The sequence below is a fragment of the Plantibacter sp. ME-Dv--P-095 genome, assembly GCF_030209365.1.
Lineage (GTDB): Bacteria > Actinomycetota > Actinomycetes > Actinomycetales > Microbacteriaceae > Plantibacter.
This window is the reverse complement of sequence record NZ_JARVSB010000009.1, coordinates 25,119-45,454: the sequence shown is the minus strand read 5'-3', so window position 1 is coordinate 45,454 and position 20,336 is coordinate 25,119. Positions and strand designations below refer to the sequence as shown.

General features: G+C 69.0%; 25 protein-coding genes. 19 read left to right on the top strand and 6 right to left on the bottom strand.

All coding sequences use genetic code 11. The features are described 5' to 3' along the window. Nucleotide 1: 1 nt before the first annotated feature. From pgsA to dapF, 9 genes are all read left to right on the top strand, one after another. Nucleotides 2-610, top strand: a complete 609-nt coding sequence (gene pgsA / locus QRN26_RS12395) for a CDP-diacylglycerol--glycerol-3-phosphate 3-phosphatidyltransferase (RefSeq protein ID WP_056012127.1) — start codon at nucleotides 2-4, stop codon at nucleotides 608-610. Then, nucleotides 607-1,122, top strand: a complete 516-nt coding sequence (locus QRN26_RS12390; protein WP_285037089.1) for a CinA family protein — start codon at nucleotides 607-609, stop codon at nucleotides 1,120-1,122. The genes pgsA and QRN26_RS12390 overlap by 4 nt, the downstream gene beginning before the upstream one ends. A 219-nt stretch (nucleotides 1,123-1,341) precedes the next feature. Beyond that, nucleotides 1,342-1,650 carry a helix-turn-helix domain-containing protein gene (locus QRN26_RS12385; RefSeq protein WP_056012120.1) on the top strand — a complete coding sequence of 103 codons (309 nt, stop codon included), beginning with the start codon at nucleotides 1,342-1,344 and terminating at the stop codon, nucleotides 1,648-1,650. Between the two features lie 85 nt (nucleotides 1,651-1,735). After that, nucleotides 1,736-1,960 (top strand): DUF3046 domain-containing protein, encoded by a 225-nt coding sequence (locus QRN26_RS12380; protein WP_056781914.1) that lies wholly within the window; start codon nucleotides 1,736-1,738, stop codon nucleotides 1,958-1,960. 299 nt (nucleotides 1,961-2,259) lie between these two features. Beyond that, a complete protein-coding gene (gene recA / locus QRN26_RS12375; protein ID WP_082456166.1) occupies nucleotides 2,260-3,402 on the top strand; it encodes a recombinase RecA in 1,143 nt (380 codons plus the stop codon). Nucleotides 3,403-3,426: 24 nt separating this feature from the next. Beyond that, complete coding sequence (locus QRN26_RS12370) at nucleotides 3,427-4,299, top strand: regulatory protein RecX (RefSeq protein ID WP_285037088.1); 873 nt, start codon at nucleotides 3,427-3,429, stop codon at nucleotides 4,297-4,299. A 35-nt stretch (nucleotides 4,300-4,334) separates the two neighbouring features. Then, nucleotides 4,335-5,936, top strand: coding sequence for a tRNA (N6-isopentenyl adenosine(37)-C2)-methylthiotransferase MiaB (gene miaB, locus QRN26_RS12365; protein ID WP_285037087.1), 1,602 nt, complete (start codon nucleotides 4,335-4,337; stop codon nucleotides 5,934-5,936). Further along, nucleotides 5,933-6,847 carry a tRNA (adenosine(37)-N6)-dimethylallyltransferase MiaA gene (gene miaA / locus QRN26_RS12360; RefSeq protein WP_285037086.1) on the top strand — a complete coding sequence of 305 codons (915 nt, stop codon included), beginning with the start codon at nucleotides 5,933-5,935 and terminating at the stop codon, nucleotides 6,845-6,847. Before miaB ends, miaA begins: the two co-directional genes overlap by 4 nt. Before the next feature lie 9 nt (nucleotides 6,848-6,856). Continuing rightward, nucleotides 6,857-7,738: a diaminopimelate epimerase gene (gene dapF, locus QRN26_RS12355; protein ID WP_285037085.1), complete on the top strand. Its 882-nt coding sequence runs from the start codon at nucleotides 6,857-6,859 to the stop codon at nucleotides 7,736-7,738. Nucleotides 7,739-7,747: 9 nt separating this feature from the next. On the opposite strand, the gene QRN26_RS12350 is transcribed toward dapF, so the two are convergent. Next, complete coding sequence (locus QRN26_RS12350; RefSeq protein WP_285037084.1) at nucleotides 7,748-8,365, bottom strand: class I SAM-dependent methyltransferase; 618 nt, start codon at nucleotides 8,363-8,365, stop codon at nucleotides 7,748-7,750. Nucleotides 8,366-8,406: 41 nt separating this feature from the next. On the opposite strand from QRN26_RS12350, the gene hflX reads away from it, so the two are divergent. Then, nucleotides 8,407-10,011: a GTPase HflX gene (gene hflX, locus QRN26_RS12345; RefSeq protein ID WP_235526828.1), complete on the top strand. Its 1,605-nt coding sequence runs from the start codon at nucleotides 8,407-8,409 to the stop codon at nucleotides 10,009-10,011. Nucleotides 10,012-10,041: 30 nt separating this feature from the next. Here the strand turns inward: hflX and QRN26_RS12340 are convergent, their stop codons facing one another. Together QRN26_RS12340 and lexA are read right to left on the bottom strand one after the other, a co-directional pair. Then, a complete protein-coding gene (locus QRN26_RS12340; protein ID WP_285037083.1) occupies nucleotides 10,042-10,947 on the bottom strand; it encodes a hypothetical protein in 906 nt (301 codons plus the stop codon). A 160-nt stretch (nucleotides 10,948-11,107) separates the two neighbouring features. Then, a complete protein-coding gene (lexA, locus tag QRN26_RS12335) occupies nucleotides 11,108-11,806 on the bottom strand; it encodes a transcriptional repressor LexA (RefSeq protein WP_056012094.1) in 699 nt (232 codons plus the stop codon). 271 nt (nucleotides 11,807-12,077) lie between these two features. On the opposite strand from lexA, the gene QRN26_RS12330 reads away from it, so the two are divergent. Continuing rightward, nucleotides 12,078-12,470, top strand: coding sequence for a LysM peptidoglycan-binding domain-containing protein (locus tag QRN26_RS12330; RefSeq protein ID WP_056781928.1), 393 nt, complete (start codon nucleotides 12,078-12,080; stop codon nucleotides 12,468-12,470). 71 nt (nucleotides 12,471-12,541) lie between these two features. Continuing rightward, the gene (locus tag QRN26_RS12325) at nucleotides 12,542-13,621 is read left to right on the top strand and encodes a histidinol-phosphate transaminase (protein ID WP_285037082.1); all 1,080 of its coding nucleotides are present in this window, start codon (nucleotides 12,542-12,544) and stop codon (nucleotides 13,619-13,621) included. 42 nt (nucleotides 13,622-13,663) lie between these two features. On the opposite strand, the gene sufU is transcribed toward QRN26_RS12325, so the two are convergent. Continuing rightward, the gene (gene sufU, locus QRN26_RS12320) at nucleotides 13,664-14,101 is read right to left on the bottom strand and encodes a Fe-S cluster assembly sulfur transfer protein SufU (RefSeq protein WP_285037081.1); all 438 of its coding nucleotides are present in this window, start codon (nucleotides 14,099-14,101) and stop codon (nucleotides 13,664-13,666) included. Continuing rightward, a complete protein-coding gene (locus QRN26_RS12315; protein WP_285037080.1) occupies nucleotides 14,098-15,405 on the bottom strand; it encodes a SufS family cysteine desulfurase in 1,308 nt (435 codons plus the stop codon). The genes sufU and QRN26_RS12315 overlap by 4 nt, the downstream gene beginning before the upstream one ends. A gap of 110 nt (nucleotides 15,406-15,515) precedes the next feature. On the opposite strand from QRN26_RS12315, the gene hisB reads away from it, so the two are divergent. From hisB to QRN26_RS12295, 4 genes are all read left to right on the top strand, one after another. Next, nucleotides 15,516-16,124, top strand: coding sequence for an imidazoleglycerol-phosphate dehydratase HisB (gene hisB, locus QRN26_RS12310; protein WP_056012082.1), 609 nt, complete (start codon nucleotides 15,516-15,518; stop codon nucleotides 16,122-16,124). After that, nucleotides 16,121-16,756, top strand: a complete 636-nt coding sequence (gene hisH, locus QRN26_RS12305) for an imidazole glycerol phosphate synthase subunit HisH (RefSeq protein WP_285037079.1) — start codon at nucleotides 16,121-16,123, stop codon at nucleotides 16,754-16,756. Before hisB ends, hisH begins: the two co-directional genes overlap by 4 nt. 86 nt (nucleotides 16,757-16,842) lie before the next feature. Then, on the top strand, nucleotides 16,843-17,589 hold the full coding sequence (gene priA, locus QRN26_RS12300; RefSeq protein WP_056781931.1) for a bifunctional 1-(5-phosphoribosyl)-5-((5-phosphoribosylamino)methylideneamino)imidazole-4-carboxamide isomerase/phosphoribosylanthranilate isomerase PriA: 747 nt from the start codon (nucleotides 16,843-16,845) through the stop codon (nucleotides 17,587-17,589). Further along, a complete protein-coding gene (locus QRN26_RS12295) occupies nucleotides 17,573-18,382 on the top strand; it encodes an SseB family protein (RefSeq protein ID WP_285037078.1) in 810 nt (269 codons plus the stop codon). Before priA ends, QRN26_RS12295 begins: the two co-directional genes overlap by 17 nt. 47 nt (nucleotides 18,383-18,429) lie before the next feature. Here QRN26_RS12295 and QRN26_RS12290 read toward each other — a convergent pair whose 3' ends face one another. Further along, nucleotides 18,430-18,801: a DUF1844 domain-containing protein gene (locus QRN26_RS12290; protein ID WP_056012072.1), complete on the bottom strand. Its 372-nt coding sequence runs from the start codon at nucleotides 18,799-18,801 to the stop codon at nucleotides 18,430-18,432. Nucleotides 18,802-19,039: 238 nt separating this feature from the next. On the opposite strand from QRN26_RS12290, the gene infC reads away from it, so the two are divergent. Genes infC through rplT form a run of 3 tightly spaced genes read left to right on the top strand, consistent with a single transcriptional unit; the run spans nucleotide 19,040 to nucleotide 20,323 of the window. Continuing rightward, complete coding sequence (gene infC, locus QRN26_RS12285; RefSeq protein WP_082456168.1) at nucleotides 19,040-19,699, top strand: translation initiation factor IF-3; 660 nt, start codon at nucleotides 19,040-19,042, stop codon at nucleotides 19,697-19,699. Nucleotides 19,700-19,714: 15 nt separating this feature from the next. After that, the gene (rpmI, locus tag QRN26_RS12280) at nucleotides 19,715-19,909 is read left to right on the top strand and encodes a 50S ribosomal protein L35 (protein ID WP_056012069.1); all 195 of its coding nucleotides are present in this window, start codon (nucleotides 19,715-19,717) and stop codon (nucleotides 19,907-19,909) included. Between the two features lie 27 nt (nucleotides 19,910-19,936). After that, entirely contained in the window at nucleotides 19,937-20,323 is a 387-nt protein-coding gene (gene rplT, locus QRN26_RS12275) for a 50S ribosomal protein L20 (RefSeq protein ID WP_056012066.1), read from the top strand. Nucleotides 20,324-20,336 lie beyond the last annotated feature (13 nt).

Sequence of the window (20,336 nt, the reverse complement as noted above, 5' to 3'; positions counted from 1 at the left end):
CATGACGGCATCGGACGCGGCGGCCGCTGAGCCCCGCATCTCGAACTGGAACCTCCCGAACGGCATCACCGTGGCGAGGATCGTGCTCGCGCCCGTCTTCATGTGGATGCTCCTCGCCGACGACGGCACGGACGGCGCCCTCCGCTGGTGGGCGGCTCTGCTCTTCGTCGTCGCGATCGCGAGCGACGGGATCGACGGACACATCGCGCGGAGCCGCAACCTCGTCACCGACCTCGGCAAGATCCTCGACCCGATCGCCGACAAGGTCCTGACGGGCGGAGCACTCGTCGCGCTCTCGATCCTCGGCGAGCTGCCCTGGTGGGTCACGATCGTCGTGCTCGTCCGCGAGGTCGGCATCACCGTCCACCGGTTCATCGTCATCTCCGACCACGTCGTCGCCGCGGCGTGGATGGGCAAGCTCAAGACGGTCGCGCAGGCCGTCGCCATCTCGCTCGCCCTCGCGCCGTTCTGGGTCCTGTTGGGCGACTGGGTCCTCTGGGTGAACGCGGTGTTCATGACCATCGCCGTCCTCCTCACCATCGCGAGCGGTATCGACTACGTGATCACGGCCGCCCGTGGTGCGCGGCTCGATCGTCAGGTGAAGCGATGACGACCGCCTCGGGTGTCGAACCGGCTCCCCGAGCGGCCGAGGCCATCGCGTCGCTCATCGAGTCACGCCTGACCATCGCGGTCGCCGAGTCGCTCACGGGCGGCCTGCTGGCCGCGGAGCTCGTCGGTGTCCCCGGAGCCTCTGCGGCGGTCCGCGGTGCGGTCGTGGCGTACGACACCCGCCTCAAGCACTCGGTGCTGGGGGTGGACGCGGGTCTCCTCGCGCTCCATGGCGCGGTGCACCCGGAGGTCGCCCTGCAGATGGCCGACGGCGTCCGTCGGGCGTTGGCTGTCGACGGGTTGCCGGCCGACGTCGGGATCGCGACGACCGGGGTGGCCGGGCCGGATCCACAGGACGGTCAACCGGTCGGGACGGTCTTCGTCGGGATCGTCACCAGAGCGGGCGGCAGAGTGGTCCCACTCACCCTCGACGGCGACCGCCAGGAGATCCGTCGGCAGACGGTCGCGTCGGCACTCGAGGCGCTCGTCCACGAGCTCGGCCGCCTGGCGTGAAACCCGGCGTCGATCCTTGGAATAGCTACCGTTTCCATCGCGTTACAGATCAGTGATTCACAAGAAAAGCCCAGTGATTCTGGTTAGTGTTCGGCACACGGTGGTTGTAATGTTGGCCATCCACGAACGAGACGGCGATCAGCTGGGACGACGTGAATCCGCGTTGCAGAAGCAGAGCGCTGTACGACATGGAGTCGTAGAGCACAGAGGGAGGGTCACGTGGTTCTAGTCCGTCAAGAGATCGGCGACGTGCTGAGGGACTTCCGGTTGCAGAAGGGTCGCACGCTGCGCCAGGTGGCCAGCAAGGCGAGCGTCGCACTCGGATACCTCAGCGAGGTCGAGCGGGGTCAGAAGGAAGCGTCGAGCGAGATCCTCGCGTCCGTCGCAGACGCCCTCGACACCCCGATCTCCGTCATCATGCGAGAGGTCGGCGACCGCCTCGCGGTCATCGAAGGACTCTCACCGAACATCCCGGACACCGTTCCGGACGAATTGGTCAACGAGCTGGACGAGCTCGTCTCCCGCTGAGCGGGTCGAGTACCTCGTCGAGACGCCCCGGGATCCCTCTCCCGGGGCGTTTCCGTGTCCCGAGGGCGAACAAGGAGGCGTAGGGATGAAGCTGAGTCAGTTCAGGACGGCCGTCGCCGACGAGTTCGGTGCCGCCTACGGGGCGGTGCTTACCGGCGATCTCGGTCTGACGGAGTTCGGGTCGAAGACGGCGGAGGAGGCCCTCCGCGCCGGTGTCCCGCCACGTGACGTGTGGATCGCGCTCTGCGCGGCGACCGACGTCCCCGACGACCGACGACACGGCGTCGGTCGTTTGCAGCCGGGGTCGTAGTCCGCGACGCACGTCGTCCGGACGTCGTTCTGGCGGTGGGGCGATGCCCGACACGCCGTTCGAACGGTATCGAACATCCGTTCTAGTGCTGCTAGTGTCCTCCACAGGATCATTCGTGAGTGCGTTCTGCACGGATCGAGTCGTCCACCGACCGATGTCGGTGGTGGCGCGTACCGTCGAAGACACCAGGAACGATCGACGCCTTGTCGCCTCCGGGCCCCGACCTTCAGGAGAAGCGGGTCTCGGAACACGCGGCGACAGCCTATAGGCACCCGACACCGAGCAGAGAGAAGCACACCATGCCAAGCCCAGCTGAACGCGAGAAGTCCCTCGAAACCGCACTCGCCCAGATCGACCGTCAGTTCGGCAAGGGCTCGGTGATGCGTCTCGGCAGCGACGAGCGCGCGCCGGTCGAAGTGGTCTCCACCGGATCGATCGCGCTCGATGTCGCGCTCGGGATCGGAGGACTCCCTCGCGGTCGCATCGTCGAGATCTACGGTCCGGAGTCCTCGGGTAAGACGACCCTCACGCTCCACGCCATCGCGAACGCCCAGCGTGCCGGGGGCATCGCAGCCTTCATCGACGCCGAGCACGCACTCGACCCCGAGTACGCGAAGAAGCTCGGTGTCGACATCGATTCGCTCCTCGTCTCCCAGCCCGACACGGGTGAGCAGGCGCTCGAGATCGCCGACATGCTCGTGCGCTCCGGGTCCATCGACCTCATCGTGATCGACTCCGTCGCGGCACTCGTGCCCCGTGCTGAGATCGAGGGCGACATGGGCGACTCGCACGTCGGTCTCCAGGCCCGCCTCATGTCGCAGGCATTGCGCAAGCTGACCGGTGGACTGAACCAGACGAACACGACCATGATCTTCATCAACCAGCTGCGCGAGAAGATCGGCGTGATGTTCGGGAGCCCCGAGACGACCGCCGGCGGCAAGGCGCTCAAGTTCTACGCCTCCGTGCGCCTCGACATCCGCCGGATCGAGACGCTGAAGGACGGTACCGAGGCCGTCGGTAACCGTACCCGCGTCAAGGTCGTCAAGAACAAGATGGCACCGCCGTTCCGTCAGGCCGAGTTCGACATCCTGTACGGCGTCGGCATCTCCCGTGAGGGCTCGTTGATCGATTTCGGCGTCGAGCACGCCATCGTGAAGAAGGCCGGCGCCTGGTACACCTACGAGGGCGACCAGCTGGGGCAGGGCAAGGAGAACGCCCGGAACTTCCTGCTGAAGAACCCCGACATCGCCGCTGAGATCGAGCGCCGCATCCTCGGCAAACTCGGTGTCGGAGCCGAAGGTGCCGCCACCAAGAAGGCGGCCGACGCCGCTGCCGCCGAGGTGGCAGCCGCTGAGGCTGCGGCACTCGAAGCGGCGACGGGCGGGGCACCGCAGCTCGCATCGGCCGGCGCTTCGAAGTCCGCTGCCAAGCGCAGCGCCTAACCCCACCCGAACAGCGAGGTCATCATGGTCGTCTCCTTCCCTCCCGCCGGTCCGGCCGACGAGTCGTCGGAGACGCTGGCTCCCGTGACCTCGCTGTTCGGCCGTCGGCCGGCCGCCGAAGCGACTCCTGAGCCCGACGGCTGGTTCGTCGGCCAGACCGAGGATCCCTCGGCACCCGAGGGCGAGGGAGCCTCGCCCGGTCGCCCGGTCGCGCCACTCCGCCGCCGGACCACCGAGGACACGGTCGAACACGGCAGGGCTCAGAGCCGGCCGCAGGCCACGTCATCGCCAACCGACCGGACCGCGCCCGCGCCCGCCACTCGGAGCGTTTCCTGGGCTTCCGACACGGATGCCGAGGCGCCCGGTGACGACGAGGCGGCCGAGGATCCGGAGGTTCCGGTCGACCCCGAGGTGCGGTTGGCCGAGCTCGACCTGTTGGCCGTGCGGCGGCTTGCCCGTCGTGGTTCTTCGGAGTGGGAGATCGCGGAACTCCTCCGGGGCCATGAGGCGGAGCCGGATGAGGTCGAGCATGTCCTGGGTGAGCTCCGTCGCCGCGGTTATCTCGACGATGCGGAACTCGCGCGCCAGCTCGTCGAGAGCCTGCACACCCGGAAGGGGCAGTCCCGAGCGGTGATCGGGCGCGAGCTCTCCTCACGACGGATCGACCCGTCGATCGCGGCGGAAGCCCTCGAGGCGATCGACGACGACGACGAGCTCCGGCGCGCGTTGGTCGTCGCGGAGAAGCGTGCCGGCCAACTCCGGTCGCTCGACCAGGCGACCGCCGAGCGGCGGCTGTCGGCCTACCTGGCACGACGCGGCTACGGTTCGGCGATCATCCGTGAGGCCTGCTCGCGTGCGCTCTCCGGTTCGAAGCGTTCAGGCGTGAGTTTCCGCTGACGGGTCGTGCTCCAGCCCGCGCGTAGACTGCTGGTATGAGCAGCATCGTCGAGACCCCCACGGTCATCAGCGCCTCTCCCGCAGCGTTCGACGAAGCCGGTCGGCAGCGGAGTTACGAGGTCCGCACGTACGGCTGCCAGATGAACGTGCACGATTCCGAACGGTTGAGTGGCTCCCTCGAAGCGGCAGGATACGTCAAGGCCGATGGTGAGCAGGCCGACATCGTCGTCATCAACACCTGTGCTGTGCGTGAGAACGCCGACAACAAGTTGTACGGCAATCTCGGGCACCTGGCGTCGATCAAGAAGCAGCGCGACGGCATGCAGATCGCCGTCGGTGGATGTCTGGCGCAGAAGGACAAAGAGGTCATCCTCAAGAAGGCGCCGTGGGTGGACGTCGTCTTCGGCACCCACAACATGGGGTCGCTTCCCAGCCTGCTCGAACGGGCTCGACACAACGACGAAGCCCAGCTGGAGATCCTCGAGTCCCTCGACACCTTCCCGTCCACGCTCCCCACGAAGCGGGACTCCAGTTACAGCGGCTGGGTGTCGATCTCCGTCGGCTGCAACAACACGTGCACCTTCTGCATCGTGCCGTCCCTCCGGGGCAAGGAGAAGGACCGACGCCCGGGTGAGATCCTCGGCGAGCTGCGGGCCCTCGTCGACGACGGCGCGATCGAGGTCACCCTCCTCGGCCAGAACGTGAACTCCTACGGGGTCGAATTCGGCGATCGACAGGCGTTCGGAAAGCTGCTGCGCGCGGCTGGGACGATCGAGGGGCTCGAACGGGTCCGCTTCACCAGTCCGCACCCCGCGGCGTTCACCGACGACGTCATCGACGCGATGGCGGAGACGGCGAACGTCATGCCGCAGCTGCACATGCCCCTCCAGTCGGGATCCGACCGCATCCTCAAAGCCATGCGTCGCTCGTACCGGTCCGAACGGTTCCTCGGCATCCTCGACCGGGTCCGCGCACGGATCCCGCACGCGGCGATCTCCACCGACATCATCGTCGGGTTCCCCGGCGAGACCGAAGCGGACTTCCAGGAGACGCTGCGGGTGGTGGAGGCCGCACGGTTCGCGAGCGCGTTCACGTTCCAGTACTCCATCCGGGCTGGGACACCCGCGGCAACCATGCCCGACCAGGTGCCGAAGGCCGTCGTGCAGGAGCGGTACGAACGACTCGTCGCGCTGCAGGACCGGATCAGCTTGGAGGAGAACCAGCGGCAGGTGGGCCGACAGGTCGAATTGCTCGTCGCCGTCGGTGAAGGTCGCAAGAACGACACGACGCATCGGCTGAGCGGCCGGGCCGAGGATTCACGGCTCGTCCACTTCGATGTGCCAGCTGGATCCGAGGTCCCGCGCCCGGGCGACGTCGTCACGGTCACCATCACCGAAGCCGCATCGTTCCATCTCCTCGCCGACGCCCCGGCCGGCGCACCGCTGCGCGTCCGCCGCACGCGGGCCGGAGACGCCTGGGATCGCGCTCAGGCCGACTCCTGCGGCGTGCCGGCCACACCTGGGGTGAGTGAACCCGGGCGGGTGTCGCTCGGACTTCCCGGACTCCGCGTCGGGGCCCCGGTCGCCGGGGTGACCACCTCGCCCATCTACGACCCGAGTGACGGCGAACGTCGGTGACCGGTTTCCTCGCGGTCGTCGGAGCGACCGGGACGGGGAAGTCCGCGCTGTCTCTCGATCTGGCGACGGCCTTCCGGGACGTCGGTCGACCCGCTGAGATCGTGAACGCCGACGCCATGCAGTTCTACCGCGGCATGGACATCGGTACTGCCAAGCTGCCGCTCGCCGAGCGCCGGGGGATCCCGCATCACCTGTTCGACGTGCTCGACGTCACCGAGGAAGCGTCCGTCGCCTGGTATCAGCCGACGGCTCGCGCGGTGATCGACGGACTCCTGGCCCGTGGGGTGACGCCGATCCTGGTGGGTGGCTCGGGGCTGTACGTGTCCAGCGTCATCCACGACTTCCGGTTCCCCCCTCGCGACCGGGGCGTCCGGGAGCGGCTGGAGCACGACCTCGAACGAGAGGGGATCGCGGTACTCGTCGAGCGGCTTCGGCGAGCGGACCCCGAGACGGCGGAGCGGGTCGACGTGGCGAACGCCAGACGCGTCATCCGGGCGCTCGAGGTGCATGAGCTCGCCGAGCGAGGTCACGGCGCGGCGCTGCCCGAACGCCCGACGCCCTGGCGACCGGTCGAGGTCGTCGGCGTCTCCACGCCGCGAGAGGAACTGGTCTCGAGGCTCGACCGGCGCGTCGAGGCGATGTGGGCGTCGGGTCTCGTCGACGAGACCGCTTCCCTCCTCGAGCAGGGGCTGGAGCGCGGTGTGACCGCTGCCCGGGCCATCGGGTACGCCCAGGCGGCGGCGCAGCTCCGGTCGGAACTCACCGAGCCGGAGGCGATCGCCGAGACCCAGCGGCTCACGAGACGCTATGCCAGGCGGCAGGTCAGCTGGTTCAAGCGGTACCCCGACATCGAGTGGGTGGAGGGCGGGAGCGCCGAAGCGGACGAGTTCGTCGGCCGGACTCGCCCGTAGACTGGTCGGATGGCGTCGACACTCTCCTTCACGAAGGGCCACGGTACGGGCAACGATTTCGTGCTGTACTCCGATCCCGACGGCCGAGAGCCGCTCGACCCGCAACAGATCGCGGCGCTCTGCGACCGACACTTCGGGATCGGCGCCGACGGCGTGATCCGCGCAGTGCGGTCGGAGCACCTCGACGTCGGCGCAGCAGCGCTGGCAGCCGATCCCTCAGCGGAGTGGTTCATGGATTACCACAATGCGGACGGCTCTGTCGCCGAGATGTGCGGCAACGGGATCCGAGTGTTCCTGCACTACCTGCTCGAACGCGGTCTGGTGACCCTGGCCCGCGGTGAGGAGCTCGCCATCGGCACCCGCGCGGGTGTCCGGACCATCGGGTACGACCCGCTCGGGTACGCCGTCGACCTCGGCCGCTGGTCCCTCGACGAACGGGAGACGCTCGTCCGGGTGAAGGGGCTTCCCGTCGCCCGACCCGGCATCGGGATCGACGTCGGCAATCCGCACATCGTCGTCGCGGTGGCGGACGCCGCGGAACTCGATGGAGCGGAGCTGGAATACGTCCCCCAGCTCGAGCCCACGCCGCCGCAGGGTGCGAACGTCGAGCTGGTGGTCCCCGGAGAGCCGCTCATCGCCGACGGCGTGGCACGGATCCGGATGCGCGTGCACGAGCGGGGCAGCGGCGAGACACTGAGCTGCGGCACCGGGACCGCGGCCGCGGCGCTCGCCTTCCGGCACTGGGCCGGCTCAGCAGCGCCCGACGATTGGCGGGTGGAGGTCCCGGGCGGTGTGCTCGGGGTCCGCATGGTGCAGCGCGAGGACGGCGAGCACGTCGTGCTGGCCGGCCCCGCGACGCTCGTCTACTCGGGCACGATCACGCTCGCCTGACGACGCCGCTCAGCGGTGTTCGCGCCGTCTGGCGTGCAGCACCCGGAAGCCCTTGGCCATCGCCGCTCGGCCCACGTGGAACGACGCCGGCAGCTGCTCTTGGAGCCACTTCTGCAGGGAGTCGGAACCGAGGTTCTTCTGGACGACGAGCCACGCGTCACCGTCGTCCTGGAGTCGTGGAAGCCAGTGCATGAGCAGTCGGTGGAGTTCGTCCTTGCCGACCCGGATCGGTGGGTTGGACCAGACGGTCGCGAACCGGATGTCGTCCGGCACGTCTTCCGGCAGGACGGCGCGGATGTTCTCGAGTCCGAGACGCTCCGCGTTGATGCGGGTGAGCTGGAGCGCCCGCTGGTTCACGTCGACCGCCCAGACGGTCGCCTCCGGTGACGCGAGCGCGAGCGACAGGGCGATCGGACCCCAACCGCATCCGATGTCGAGGAGGTCGCCGGTCGCCGGCGGCGGTGGTGTGTTCGCGAGGAGCACCAGCGTGCCCTGGTCGAGGTGCCCGGGGCTGAAGATGCCGCTCGCCGAGACCAGGGATCGGTCGACTCCGCCGAGCTTCGCAGTGATGGGTCTGAGCTGCAACTCGCTCGCGGGTTCGGCGGTGAAGTAGTGCTCGTTCGACATACAGGAACGGTACCGGACCAGGAGGAAGTAGGGTTAACGTGATGAGTAGACCACCGATGGATGCAGCCCACGACCCCGCAGACGACGCCGATGTCGACCCAGGAGCCGGATCGGACGACGTCTCGGTGGCCGATCCCGACGACGTGGTGGCGCGGGTGCTCACGAGCGCCGCGTCCCGCTCGAGCGGGTACACCCTGTTCGGCAGCGGTGCCGCCGCGCTGCAGACCTCGGACACCACGGGTGGCTCGTCCGACGACGGCGAGCAGTTCGACCGCGAGGACCGCCAGGCCCTCCGTCGCGTCGCGGGGCTCTCGACGGAGCTCGAGGATGTCACGGAGGTCGAGTACCGCCAGCTCCGCCTCGAGAACGTCGTGATCATCGGTGTCTACCCGCAGGGTGCACTGCACGACGCGGAGAATTCGCTGCGCGAGCTCGCCGCTCTCGCCGAGACCGCCGGGGCCGTCGTCCTCGACGGATTGCTCCAGCGCAAGCCACACCCGGACCCGAGCACCTATCTCGGGCGCGGCAAGGCGCAGGAGCTGAAGGCGATCGTGCAGGCGCTCGGCGCCGACACGGTCATCGCCGACACCGAACTCGCACCGAGCCAGCGACGAGCGCTCGAGGACGCCGTGGGCGTCAAGGTGATCGATCGCACGGCCGTCATCCTCGACATCTTCAGCCAGCACGCGAAGAGCCGTGAGGGCAAGGCGCAGGTCGAACTGGCCCAACTCGAGTACCTCCTCCCGCGCCTGCGTGGTTGGGGTGAGTCCATGAGCCGTCAGGCCGGTGGACAGGTCGGTGGTGCCGGCGCCGGTATGGGCTCGAGGGGGCCGGGTGAGACGAAGATCGAGCTCGACCGCCGGCGCATCCACACCCGCATGGCGAAGCTGCGCAAGTCGATCACCGCGATGAAGCCGGCGCGCGAGGCGAAGCGGGCGAACCGACGACGCAACACCGTGCCGTCGGTCGCGATCGCGGGGTACACGAACGCCGGGAAGTCCAGTCTGCTCAACCGCATCACGAAGGCCGGCGTCCTCGTCGAGAACTCCCTGTTCGCGACGCTCGACGCGACCGTCCGACGCAACGAGACCGCCGACGGGCGCGAGTACACGCTCGCCGACACCGTCGGCTTCGTCCGCAACCTGCCGCACCAGCTGGTCGAGGCCTTCCGGTCGACGCTCGAGGAGGTCGCCGACAGCGACGTCATCGTGCACGTCGTGGATGCCGCGCATCCCGACCCGGCGGGTCAGATCGCCACCGTCCGCGACGTGATCGGTGAGGTCGGCGCGCGCCACATCCCGGAACTGGTCGTGTTCAACAAGGCCGACCTCGTCGATGACGGACAGCTGCTCGTCCTGCGCGGTCTGGTCCCGGACGCCGTGTTCGTCTCCGCGAGGACGGGCGTCGGGATCGACGAACTGATGGAGCGCATCGAAGCGCTGATCCCGTCGCCGAGCAACGAGGTCAACGTGCTCGTCCCGTTCGACCGAGGCGACCTGGTCACCTTGCTGCACGAACGCGGCAAGGTGTTGTCGACGGACTACGACGAGCGCGGGACCATCGTGCACGCCCTCGTCGGTGCCGAGGTCGCAGCCGCGCTCGCGCCGTTCGCCGAGATCCTCCCGGCGCCGGCCGTCACCTCCTGAGGCCCGGCCGTCCGCCGTGTCGGCTGGGATTCAGCCGCAGCGGATCCGGACGGCGTCCTTGAGTGCGGTCGCGGTGGCTGCAGGCAACGGAAGCGTCATGACCGCTTCCGGTCCGCCGTCGATGCGCACCACGAGCGGGAAGCGTGTCCCGACCTTGTCCTCCGCGAGGGCGTGCGGGTCGCATCGCGTCGGAACGATGCGGACGTCGATCGACTGAGGACCACTGGTCGCATCGACGGTGCGGTCGAGCGGCCACGCCGAAGCGTCGGTCGGCGTCGACGCGTCGGGTGCCGGTTTGAGGAGCACCGTGGACCGCAGCTCGACCAGGTCGAGGCGTCCGCGCCGGCCGGTGGGCGTGACGCTGATCGTCAGGACCGCGACGGTCGACGGCCCGGAGCCCTCGAGTCGCACGGAGGTCTCGGCGGTGACGTCCGCGATGCGCTCGACGCCCACCACGGTGCACTCGGCTCCGTGCAGACGGGGCAGGACCGCGGTGGGGTCGGCCACTGCCGTGATCGCGATCACAGCACCGTCCTCGAGGTGCAGGGTGACGTCGGCCCGAAGATCTGACGCAGCCGTGCCGCAGGCAGCCGGGGGAAGCTCGACGGACAGATCCTTCGTCTGCCCCGCTGGCACGGCCGACGCCCGGTCCCGGTCGGTGGTCGCCGTGAAGGCGGACCCCGAGACCTCCAGGCCGACGATGACGAGGTCGTCCTCGCTCCCGTTCTCGATCCGGATGATCGCGGAACGGCCGGCGTACTGATCGCGGTTCTGACCCAGCTGCACGGTGACGTCGGTCGGAACGGCCGTCGTCGAGGTGCCGTCGGGTGCGGGCGTGCATCCCGCCAGGATGGCGAGGCAGAGGAGCGAAGACGCGCTCAGGAGGCCCACGCGACGGGACGACCGGCTGGCGCGAGCGTTCGGGCCGGCGTCCATGCGTTCAGCGTAGGACCAGGGCGCGGGATTGGGAACACCTCACTGTGCGCCGCACTCAGGCCGAGTTCGGCAGCGCTGAACCGAGCGTCTCGGCACAGACGGACACGGGCCGGGGCGACCGTCTGATCGTCCCGGCCCGTGTCCGTCGAGTGGGGTGACGTCAGACGGTCCGGAGTACCGCGACGACCTTGCCCAGCACCTCGGCGTGGTCGCCGAGGATGGGCTCGAACGCCGAGTTGCGGGGGAGGAGCCAGGTGTGACCGTCGCGCTGACGGAACACCTTCACCGTCGCCTCCTCGTCGAGCATGGCGGCGACGATCTCACCGTTCTCCGCGGTCTTCTGTTCACGGATGACGACCCAGTCACCGTCGCAGATGGCGGCGTCGACCATGGAGTCGCCGACGACCTTCAGCATGAAGAGACTGCCCTTCCCGACCAGTTGGCGTGGCAGGGGGAAGATCTCTTCGACCTGCTGCTCGGCCGTGATGGGGATGCCGGCCGCGATCCGCCCGACGAGCGGCACCATCGCCGCGTCACCGACCGGGGGAGCAGTGTCGGGGTCGCTGCCCTCCACGGCGCTCGGGAGGTCTATGAGGACCTCGATGGCGCGGGGGCGGTTGGGGTCGCGCCGGAGGTACCCGCTCAGTTCGAGCTGGCCGAGTTGGTGCGTCACGCTCGAGAGGGAGGCGAGCCCGACGGCGTCCCCGATCTCACGCATGCTCGGCGGGTAGCCCCGCTGCGAGACAGAGCGCTGGATGACGTCGAGGATCGCCAGCTGCTTGTCGCTGAGGCTCTTCCGCCGCCGAGTGCCGCCGACCTGACGCTCCCTTGCGCCGTCGCCCGCCGTGTTCGCTGCCATCTTCGCTCCTGCCCTGATCGGCTGTCGGTGACCGATGTCGGTGGGTGGTGGTGTACTGCTTCCAACACTCGAAACTGTATCCGCACCAGCTCGACCAGACAAACATCTGTTCGAGCGTGTCGTCGATTTCCCGGCGCGAAGGTGCGAACACAGGGTTGAGTATTCGAACAATCGAAGATATATTCGGAACACAGGTTCGTATCCGGCCCTCTCGGCCGAGGGTCGGATACGAGTCCTCATCGCACGATGAGCACACACTTGGAGGGTTGACATGAGCGCAGCACTGATCGGGTCACACGCAACGGTTTCCACGCGCACCGCGCAGGCACCGACGTCGGACGCGCGGCCAGCGCGTCGGCTCCGTCTGACGCGACGCGGGCGGGTCGTCTTCACCACGCTCGCCGCCATCCCACTCGTGATCGGCGTCGCGGTCGTCGGCTTGTCAGCCGGTGGCGCGGCAGCCAACACCGCAGCGGCGGGTACGACGTTCAGCTACATCACGGTCGACCCGGGTGAGTCGCTCTGGCAGCTCGCCGAGTCCATCGCCCCGGATGCGGACCCTCGCGACGTGATCGCGGAGATCATGAACCTGAACCAGCTGAGCACCGCCGGCATCGAGCCCGGGCAGCGTCTGGCCATCCCGCAGCGATACGCAGCGGAGTAAGGCAGGCGCGAGCTGCTCGTGAGTGGCCCTGAGCGCGTCGACGGCGGGGTACGACTGGCTACGATTGTCGGGTGACTGCTCTCGACGACCTCCCCATCCGCGACGACCTCCGAGGACAGCGCCCGTACGGGGCCCCCCAGGCGCAGGTGCCCGTGGCGCTGAACGTCAACGAGAACACGCATCCCATCCCCGAGGCCGTGGCGCACGACATCGTCGCCTCCCTGGCCTCCGCCGTCCTCACCGTCAACCGCTACCCGGACCGCGAGTTCACGGTCCTCAGGGAGGCCTTGGCCGGGTATCTGGGTCACGGCGTCGCGCCGGAGCAGATCTGGGCGGGCAACGGTTCGAACGAGGTCCTGCAGCACATCCTGCAGGCGTTCGGCGGACCGGGTCGTTCGCTGCTCGGATTCGTCCCGACGTATTCGATGTACCCGTTGCTCGCAGCGGGCGTCGGCACGACGTGGATCCCGGCGGAACGCGACCCGGAGTTCGAACTCTCACCAGAGACGGCCGCCCGGCAGGTGAAGGCGGCTGATCCCGACCTCGTGTTCCTGTGCTCGCCGAACAACCCGACCGGCACGCCGCTGTCGCTCGAGACCGTCGCCGCGGTGTACGAGGCGTCGCGCGGCATGGTCGTCGTCGACGAGGCGTACGCGGAGTTCGCCCACGATGACGAGGCGAGCGCCCTGCGCCTGCTCGAGGGTCGGCCCCGCCTCATCGTGTCGCGGACGATGAGCAAGGCGTTCGCCTTCGCGGGTGTCCGGCTCGGCTACCTGGCCGCAGACCCGGCCGTCGTGGACGCGCTCCGACTCGTGCGGCTGCCGTATCACCTGAGTGCGCTGACGCAGGCCGCCGCAACCGCCGCGTTGCGGCACGCCGACGAGATGCTGGCGATGGTCGACGACATCCGCACCCAGCGGGATCGCCTCGTGGTGGAACTGACGCGCCTCGGCTACGACCCGAAGCGGAGCGGCGCGAACTTCGTCCTCTTCGGCGGTGTCTCCGATCCCCACGCCGCCTTCGAGGCGCTGCTGGCGAGGGGCGTCCTCATCCGCGACGTCGGCATCCCGAACCACCTGCGGGTCACCGCCGGTACGGAGGCGGAGACGACCGCGTTCCTGGAGGCGTTGGCCGCCATCAGCCCGGCGTAGTGCCCTCGACCGGCGTGCGGGTGTCCCGCGCGCCGGCTCCGTTCACGGAAGCCGCGAGACGGCCTCCTCCGCGGCGACCCAGGGCAGCATCGCGCACTTGACGCGGGCGATGTAGCGCGAGACGCCTCCGAACGCCGCGGCGTCGCCGAAGCGTTTCTCGTCGAACTGCAGGGTGCCGCGCGAGCGGATGACCGTGCGGAACTCGTCGATGAGCGTCTGCAGCTCGCCGGGGGTGAGGCCGGGCGCGAGGTCGCTCAGGCAGGAACTTGACGCCTGGGAGATCGAGCAGCCGTGCCCTTCCCAGGCGATCGCCCGGAGGCTGCCGTCGGACTCGAGGTGGAGCTGCAGGGTCACCTCGTCGCCGCAGGTGGGGTTGAGCTGATGCGATTCGGCTGCGGGCGCGTCCAGCAGCCCGAACCCGTGCCGCTGTCGGGCGTGGTCGAGGATGAGCTCCTGGTACAGACTCTCGAGACCGCTCATCGGCCCACTCCGAAGAACGGACCGACGAGTGCGGCGGCGTCCAGGAACGCGTCGATCTCGGACTCGAGCGTGTAGAGGTAGCTGCTGGCGCGCGTCGAAGCCGTCAGGCCGAGCCTGCGGTGCAGCGGCTGGGCGCAGTGGTGCCCCACGCGCACGGCGATCCCGCGATCGTCGAAGAACTGCCCGACGTCGTGCGCGTGCACACCCGCGACCTCGAAACTCGCGAGACCGGCACGGGGAGAGCCCGGAGGAGGGCCGATCAGACGGACCCCGGGGACGGCGGCGAGTCCGGCCGCGAGCCGGCGGCCGTACGCGGCCTCGGTGGCGTGGATGCGGTCCATGCCGACGTCCTGCAGGAACCGGACCGCGCTCGCGAGGGCGATCGCCTGCGAGACCGGCTGGGTCCCGGCCTCGAACCGCTGGGGCGCCGGCAGGAACTCGGCACCTTCGAGGGTGACGGTCGTGATCATCGACCCGCCGGTGAGGAAGGGGGGAAGCGCGTCGAGCAACGCACGACGGCCCCAGAGGGCTCCGATGCCGTTCGGGCCCAGCATCTTGTGGCCGGAGAACACCAGGAAGTCGACGCCGAGCGCCGTGACGTCGACCGGGAGGTGCGGCACCGACTGGCAGGCGTCGAGCACCGTGAGCGCGCCGACGCGCTGGGCGAGGGCGACGAGCTCCGCGACGGGGGCGAGGGCGCCGGTCACGTTCGACACGTGCGCGAAGGCGAGGATCCGCGTGCGTTCGCCGATGACGGCGGCGGCGTGGTCCGTGGAGAGGACGCCGTCGTCGTCGACGGGCAGATGACGGAGGGTGGCGCCCGTCCGTGCGGCGAGTTGCTGCCAGGGGATGAGGTTCGCGTGGTGTTCGAGTTCCGTGACGACGATCTCGTCGCCGGGCCCGAGGCGGAACCGCTCGGCCGCTGCGCCGCCGAGTCCGGCGCTCGCGTTCCCGATGGCCCCGGCGATGATGTTGAGGGCCGCTGTAGCACCGGACGTCCACACGAGTTCGCGCTCGTCCGCACCGATGAATCCGGCGACGGTCGCCCGTGCGTCCTCGAAGGATTCGGTCGCCTCCGCGGCCAGGAGATGGGCGCCTCGGTGGACCGCCGCGTTCTCGTGGGTCGCGAAGTGCCGTTCGGCGTCGAGGACCTCGGTCGGGCGCTGGGAGGTGGCGCCCGAGTCCAGGTACACGAGCGAGTGCCCGTTCATCTCGCGGGCGAGGATCGGGAACCGCTCCCGGAGCGCGGCGATCTCCGCCTGGTCGAGAGCGGCGGCCGGCGTGGTGCTGAGTGAGGAAGTCATGACCTCTCAACGATAGGCGTCGTGCCGGACGGCCGCTCCCGGATGACGTGGCGACCACCGTCGTCCGACACACGGCGTGTGACGCTCACGCCCTCGATACACTGGAACGCATGACCACGCAGCAGCGAACGGCCCGGATCCAGCGCTCGACGAGCGAATCCAGCATCGAGCTGGAACTGGACCTCGACGGCACCGGTACCAGCAGCATCGAGACCTCCGTCCCGTTCTACAACCACCTGCTCACGGCGTTCGCGAAGCACTCGCTGACGGACCTGACCGTGCGCGCGACCGGCGACGTCGACATCGACGTCCACCACACGGTCGAGGACGTCGGCATCGCCCTCGGGCAGGCGATCCGCCAGGCGCTCGGCGACAAGTCGGGGATCTCGCGCTACGGGGACGCACTCGTGCCGCTCGACGAGGCGCTCGTCCAGGCTGTTGTCGACATCTCAGGCCGCCCGTACCTCGTCCACGGGGGCGAGCCGGCCGGGTTCGAGTTCCACCTGATCGGCGGACACTTCACCGGGTCGATGGTGCGTCACGTCTTCGAGGCGATCACCTTCAACGCCGGTCTCACGGTGCACGTCAACGTGCTCGCCGGCCGCGACCCGCACCACATCGCCGAGGCGGAGTTCAAGGCCTTCGCGCGTGCGTTCCGCCAGGCGAAGGCCCTGGACCCGTTGGTGCAGGGCATCCCCTCGACGAAGGGCTCCCTGTGACGGCCCGCCCCTCGGTGGTCGTCCTCGACTACGGTTCCGGCAACGTCCACTCCGCCGTGAAGGCGCTCGAGCTCGCCGGCGCCGACGTCGTCCTGACGGGGGACCGCAAGGCCGCCCAGGCCGCCGACGGCCTCGTCGTTCCGGGTGTCGGCGCCTTCGACGCGGTCATCGGCGCACTGCGTTCCTCGCACGGCGACGAGGTCATCGACCGCCGTCTCGCCGGAGGCCGACCGGTCCTCGGCATCTGCGTGGGCATGCAGGTCATGTTCGAGCGCGGGGTGGAGCGCGGTTCCGAGGCCGAGGGGCTCGGCGAGTGGCCGGGCGTCGTCACCGAACTCACCGCACCGGTGCTGCCCCACATGGGCTGGAACACGGTCGCGCCCGACGCCGGCTCGGTCCTCTTCGACGGGCTCGCCGACGAGCGGTTCTACTTCGTCCACTCCTACGCGGCCCAGTCGTGGACCCTGGAGGTCATGCCGCCGTTCCCCGAGCCGCGTCTGACCTGGGCGACCCACGGGGCGCCCTTCCTGGCCGCCGTCGAGAACGGTCCGCTGTCGGCGACGCAGTTCCACCCCGAGAAGTCGGGCGCCGCAGGCATCCGTCTCCTGTCCAACTGGCTCGGCACCCTGTAGCCCGACTAGGATCAGGTGTTTGTGCCACGAGGCATCCTGTGCGCCGACGCCCGACGGGCTCGCAGCTTCCGAAGAGACGGTGGATCATGAACGAGTTCAACACGACGGCCGGCCTCACCCTGCTGCCGGCGATCGACATCGTGGACGGGAAGGCCGTCCGCTTGACGCGCGGCGAGGCCGGCTCCGAGACCAACTACGGGGAACCCGTCGATGCGGCTCTGGACTGGGCCCGTCAGGGCGCTGAGTGGATCCACCTCGTCGACCTCGACGCCGCGTTCGGCCGGGGCGACAACCGTGCGATCATCCGGAAGGTGATCTCGAAGGCGCGCGGGGTGAACATCGAACTCTCCGGTGGCATCCGCGACGACGCCTCCCTGGAGCAGGCGCTGGAGACGGGCGTCAAGCGCGTGAACCTCGGAACCGCGGCGCTTGAGAACCCCGAATGGGCGGCGAGTGTGATCGCCCAGTACGGCGAGGCGATCGCCGTCGGTCTCGACGTCCGGGGGACGACCCTCGCGGCCCGTGGTTGGACGCAGGACGCGGGCGACCTCTGGACCGTGCTCGACCGCCTCGAGGAGGCGGGTTGCGCCAGGTACGTCGTGACCGACGTGACCAAGGACGGGACGATGCAGGGCCCGAACATCGAGCTGCTCCGACAGGTGATCGACCGCACCGACCGTCCGGTCGTGGCCTCCGGCGGGATCTCGAGCCTCGACGACCTGGTCGCCCTGCGCGAGCTCGTCCCGTTCGGCCTCGAAGGGGCGATCATCGGCAAGGCGCTGTACAACGGTGCCTTCACCCTGGCCGAGGCGCTGGATGTCTCCGGCAGCTGAAGACGGTCCTGCGCCCGACCGTCACCACCGCCCGACGCCGGGTGGCGCCGATTCCGCGGGCCAGCCCTGGGCCGGTCGACGGTTCCAGCAGAACGCGAGCTCGGGCGACGACGGCAGCGCGCCGGAACGCCTGATCGAGTCCCTGCGGCGCTTCCGCGCCGGCGAGGTCGGTGAGGCGGAGGTCGTCGACGCCTTCCGGGACTCACGACTGCTCATCCCGCTCGTGGCGCACCTCGGCGAAGCCGGGAGCAACGAGCAGGGGCAGTTGGTGGACAAGTCGCAGGAGCTGTCGATCGTGACCGTGACCGGCCCTGACGGTCGGACCGTCCTCCCGGTGTTCAGCTCGGTGGGTGCCATGTCGGCCTGGAACGGCACGGCCCGGCCGATCCCCGCCGATGGCGTCCGGGTCGCGCTGGCCGCGGCCAGTGAGCAGACCGACGTCGTGGTGCTCGATCCGACGTCGACGACGGAGTTCGCCATCCGCCGGCCGGCGCTCTGGGCGATCGCGCAGTCACAGCCGTGGACGCCCAGCTTCAGCGATGCCGCGGTGCGGCAGGCGTTCGAGCGGTCGATCGAACCGGAACTCGCGGTCGTGACCGTGCGGCTGCGTGCCGGAGATCCCGACGCGAAGCTGGCCGGATCCGAGCTCGTGGTCGAACTCGGACTGCTGCAGGGCCTGACCCAGCAGGAACTCGACGCGGTGCTCGCCCGTCTCGCCCAGCGGTGGGCGGCCGACGAGACGATCGCCACCCGGGTGGATTCACTCGCCGTCTCGCTCCGTCCCGCAGACTGACCGTCCCGCTCGCCGACCGTCCTCCGGCCGGCGAGGCGGGAACCGGATCAGGTGACCGGGCCGGTCCACTTCTCGCCGGGCCCCTTGCCGATGGGGTCCTGGATGGTCGAGGCCTCCCGGAAGGCGAGCTGCAGCGAACGCAGGCCGTCGCGCAGCGAACGGGCGTGCATGTCGCTGATCTCCGGCGCTCCCGCGGTGATGAGGCCGGCGAGGGCGTTGATCAGCTTCCGAGCCTCGTCGAGGTCGGTCTGGGCGTCGGGGGCGTCGGCGAGGCCGCACTTGACCGCTGCGGCGCTCATGAGGTGCACGGCGGCGGTGGTGATGACCTCGACGGCGGGGACGTCCGCGATGTCGCGGGTGGCCTGATCGGCTCCTCCCGACTCGTCGTCGTGGTCGTAGGGGCTGGTGGTGTTGTTCACGTGGATCCTCTGTTAGACTCGTGCGGTGCTCCGAGACATGTCTCGGTACGAAAGAGGAGATTCTCCCACCCGCGCTTGACCGCTTCATTAGGTTACCGGGTTGTCACGCTCCGCCCGACGCTTCACGGCTTCGGGTAGCAAGGGTGTGGTGCCTTCCGGCACGGTGTTCACGGACACCGTTCGGGGGTACGGGTGTGTGGTGAACCGAATTCGTCGCGTCGCAGGTATCGGACCTGCCGTGTGGCATCCCACCCAGTCAGAGGAGCTCCGCATCAGCGATCCCCGTACCAATGACCGTATCCGCGTCCCGGAGGTCCGACTCGTCGGTCCCGGCGGAGAACAGGTCGGCGTCGTCAAAATCGAGGTCGCCCTTCGCCTCGCGCAGGAAGCGGATCTCGACCTCGTCGAGGTCGCACCCAACTCCAAGCCGCCCGTCGCGAAGATCATGGACTACGGCAAGTTCAAGTACGAGGCTGCGCAGAAGGCCAAAGAGGCCCGGCGCAACCAGGCGAACACCATCCTCAAAGAGGTCCGGTTCCGCCTCAAGATCGATCAGCACGACTACGAGACCAAGCGCAAGCGCGCTGAGGGCTTCCTCAAGGCCGGCGACAAGGTGAAAGCCATGATCCAGTTCCGCGGCCGCGAGCAGTCCCGCCCAGAGCAGGGCGTCCGCCTGCTCCAGAAGTTCGCCGAGGACGTGTCCGAGTGGGGCACCGTCGAGTCCACCCCGATGGTCGACGGCCGCAACATGGTGATGGTCGTCGGACCCCTCAAGAACAAGTCCGAGGCCAAGGCCGAAGCCAACGCACAACGTGCGGCATCGAAGGCACGTCCGGCTGAAGCCGACGAAGCCTCCGAGGCTGCTCCGGTGGAGTCATCCACCGACGAGAACCGATAAGAAACGAGGAATCCCATGCCGAAGCAGAAGACCCACTCCGGGGCCAAGAAGCGATTCAAGGTCACCGGCAGCGGCAAGCTGATGAAGCAGCAGGCCGGTATGCGACACAACCTGGAGAGCAAGTCCAGCCGTCGCACCCGTCGCCTGAACCAGGACCAGGTGCTGGCGCCCGCCGACGCCAAGGTCATGAAGAAGCTGCTCGGTCGCTAGACCGTTTACCCGTAAGGAACTAGGAACATGGCAAGAGTCAAAAGGGCGGTCAACGCTCACAAGAAGCGTCGCGTCATCCTCGAGCGCGCCGCCGGTTACCGCGGTCAGCGTTCGCGTCTGTACCGCAAGGCCAAGGAGCAGGTCACTCACTCCCTCGTCTACTCGTACCGTGACCGTCGTGCGCGCAAGGGTGACTTCCGTCGCCTCTGGATCCAGCGCATCAACGCCGCGTCGCGCGCCAACGGCATGACGTACAACCGCTTCATCCAGGGTCTCGGCCTCGCCGGTATCGAGGTCGACCGTCGCATGCTCGCCGAGCTCGCCGTGCACGAGCCCGCCACGTTCGCGGCGCTCGTCGCCTCGGCCAAGGCCGCGCTGCCCGCCGACACCTCGGCGCCGAAGGTCTCCGCCTAGTCGGAAGCCCTGC

Coding starts and splice junctions, on each gene's coding strand:
- pgsA (WP_056012127.1), top strand. CDS start 2: ATGACGGCATCGGACGCGGCGGCCGCTGAGCCCCGCATCTCGAACTGG.
- QRN26_RS12390 (WP_285037089.1), top strand. CDS start 607: ATGACGACCGCCTCGGGTGTCGAACCGGCTCCCCGAGCGGCCGAGGCC.
- QRN26_RS12380 (WP_056781914.1), top strand. CDS start 1,736: ATGAAGCTGAGTCAGTTCAGGACGGCCGTCGCCGACGAGTTCGGTGCC.
- recA (WP_082456166.1), top strand. CDS start 2,260: ATGCCAAGCCCAGCTGAACGCGAGAAGTCCCTCGAAACCGCACTCGCC.
- QRN26_RS12370 (WP_285037088.1), top strand. CDS start 3,427: ATGGTCGTCTCCTTCCCTCCCGCCGGTCCGGCCGACGAGTCGTCGGAG.
- miaB (WP_285037087.1), top strand. CDS start 4,335: ATGAGCAGCATCGTCGAGACCCCCACGGTCATCAGCGCCTCTCCCGCA.
- dapF (WP_285037085.1), top strand. CDS start 6,857: ATGGCGTCGACACTCTCCTTCACGAAGGGCCACGGTACGGGCAACGAT.
- QRN26_RS12350 (WP_285037084.1), bottom strand. CDS start 8,365: ATGTCGAACGAGCACTACTTCACCGCCGAACCCGCGAGCGAGTTGCAG.
- hflX (WP_235526828.1), top strand. CDS start 8,407: ATGAGTAGACCACCGATGGATGCAGCCCACGACCCCGCAGACGACGCC.
- QRN26_RS12340 (WP_285037083.1), bottom strand. CDS start 10,947: ATGGACGCCGGCCCGAACGCTCGCGCCAGCCGGTCGTCCCGTCGCGTG.
- lexA (WP_056012094.1), bottom strand. CDS start 11,806: ATGGCAGCGAACACGGCGGGCGACGGCGCAAGGGAGCGTCAGGTCGGC.
- QRN26_RS12330 (WP_056781928.1), top strand. CDS start 12,078: ATGAGCGCAGCACTGATCGGGTCACACGCAACGGTTTCCACGCGCACC.
- sufU (WP_285037081.1), bottom strand. CDS start 14,101: ATGAGCGGTCTCGAGAGTCTGTACCAGGAGCTCATCCTCGACCACGCC.
- QRN26_RS12315 (WP_285037080.1), bottom strand. CDS start 15,405: ATGACTTCCTCACTCAGCACCACGCCGGCCGCCGCTCTCGACCAGGCG.
- hisB (WP_056012082.1), top strand. CDS start 15,516: ATGACCACGCAGCAGCGAACGGCCCGGATCCAGCGCTCGACGAGCGAA.
- priA (WP_056781931.1), top strand. CDS start 16,843: ATGAACGAGTTCAACACGACGGCCGGCCTCACCCTGCTGCCGGCGATC.
- QRN26_RS12295 (WP_285037078.1), top strand. CDS start 17,573: ATGTCTCCGGCAGCTGAAGACGGTCCTGCGCCCGACCGTCACCACCGC.
- rpmI (WP_056012069.1), top strand. CDS start 19,715: ATGCCGAAGCAGAAGACCCACTCCGGGGCCAAGAAGCGATTCAAGGTC.
- rplT (WP_056012066.1), top strand. CDS start 19,937: ATGGCAAGAGTCAAAAGGGCGGTCAACGCTCACAAGAAGCGTCGCGTC.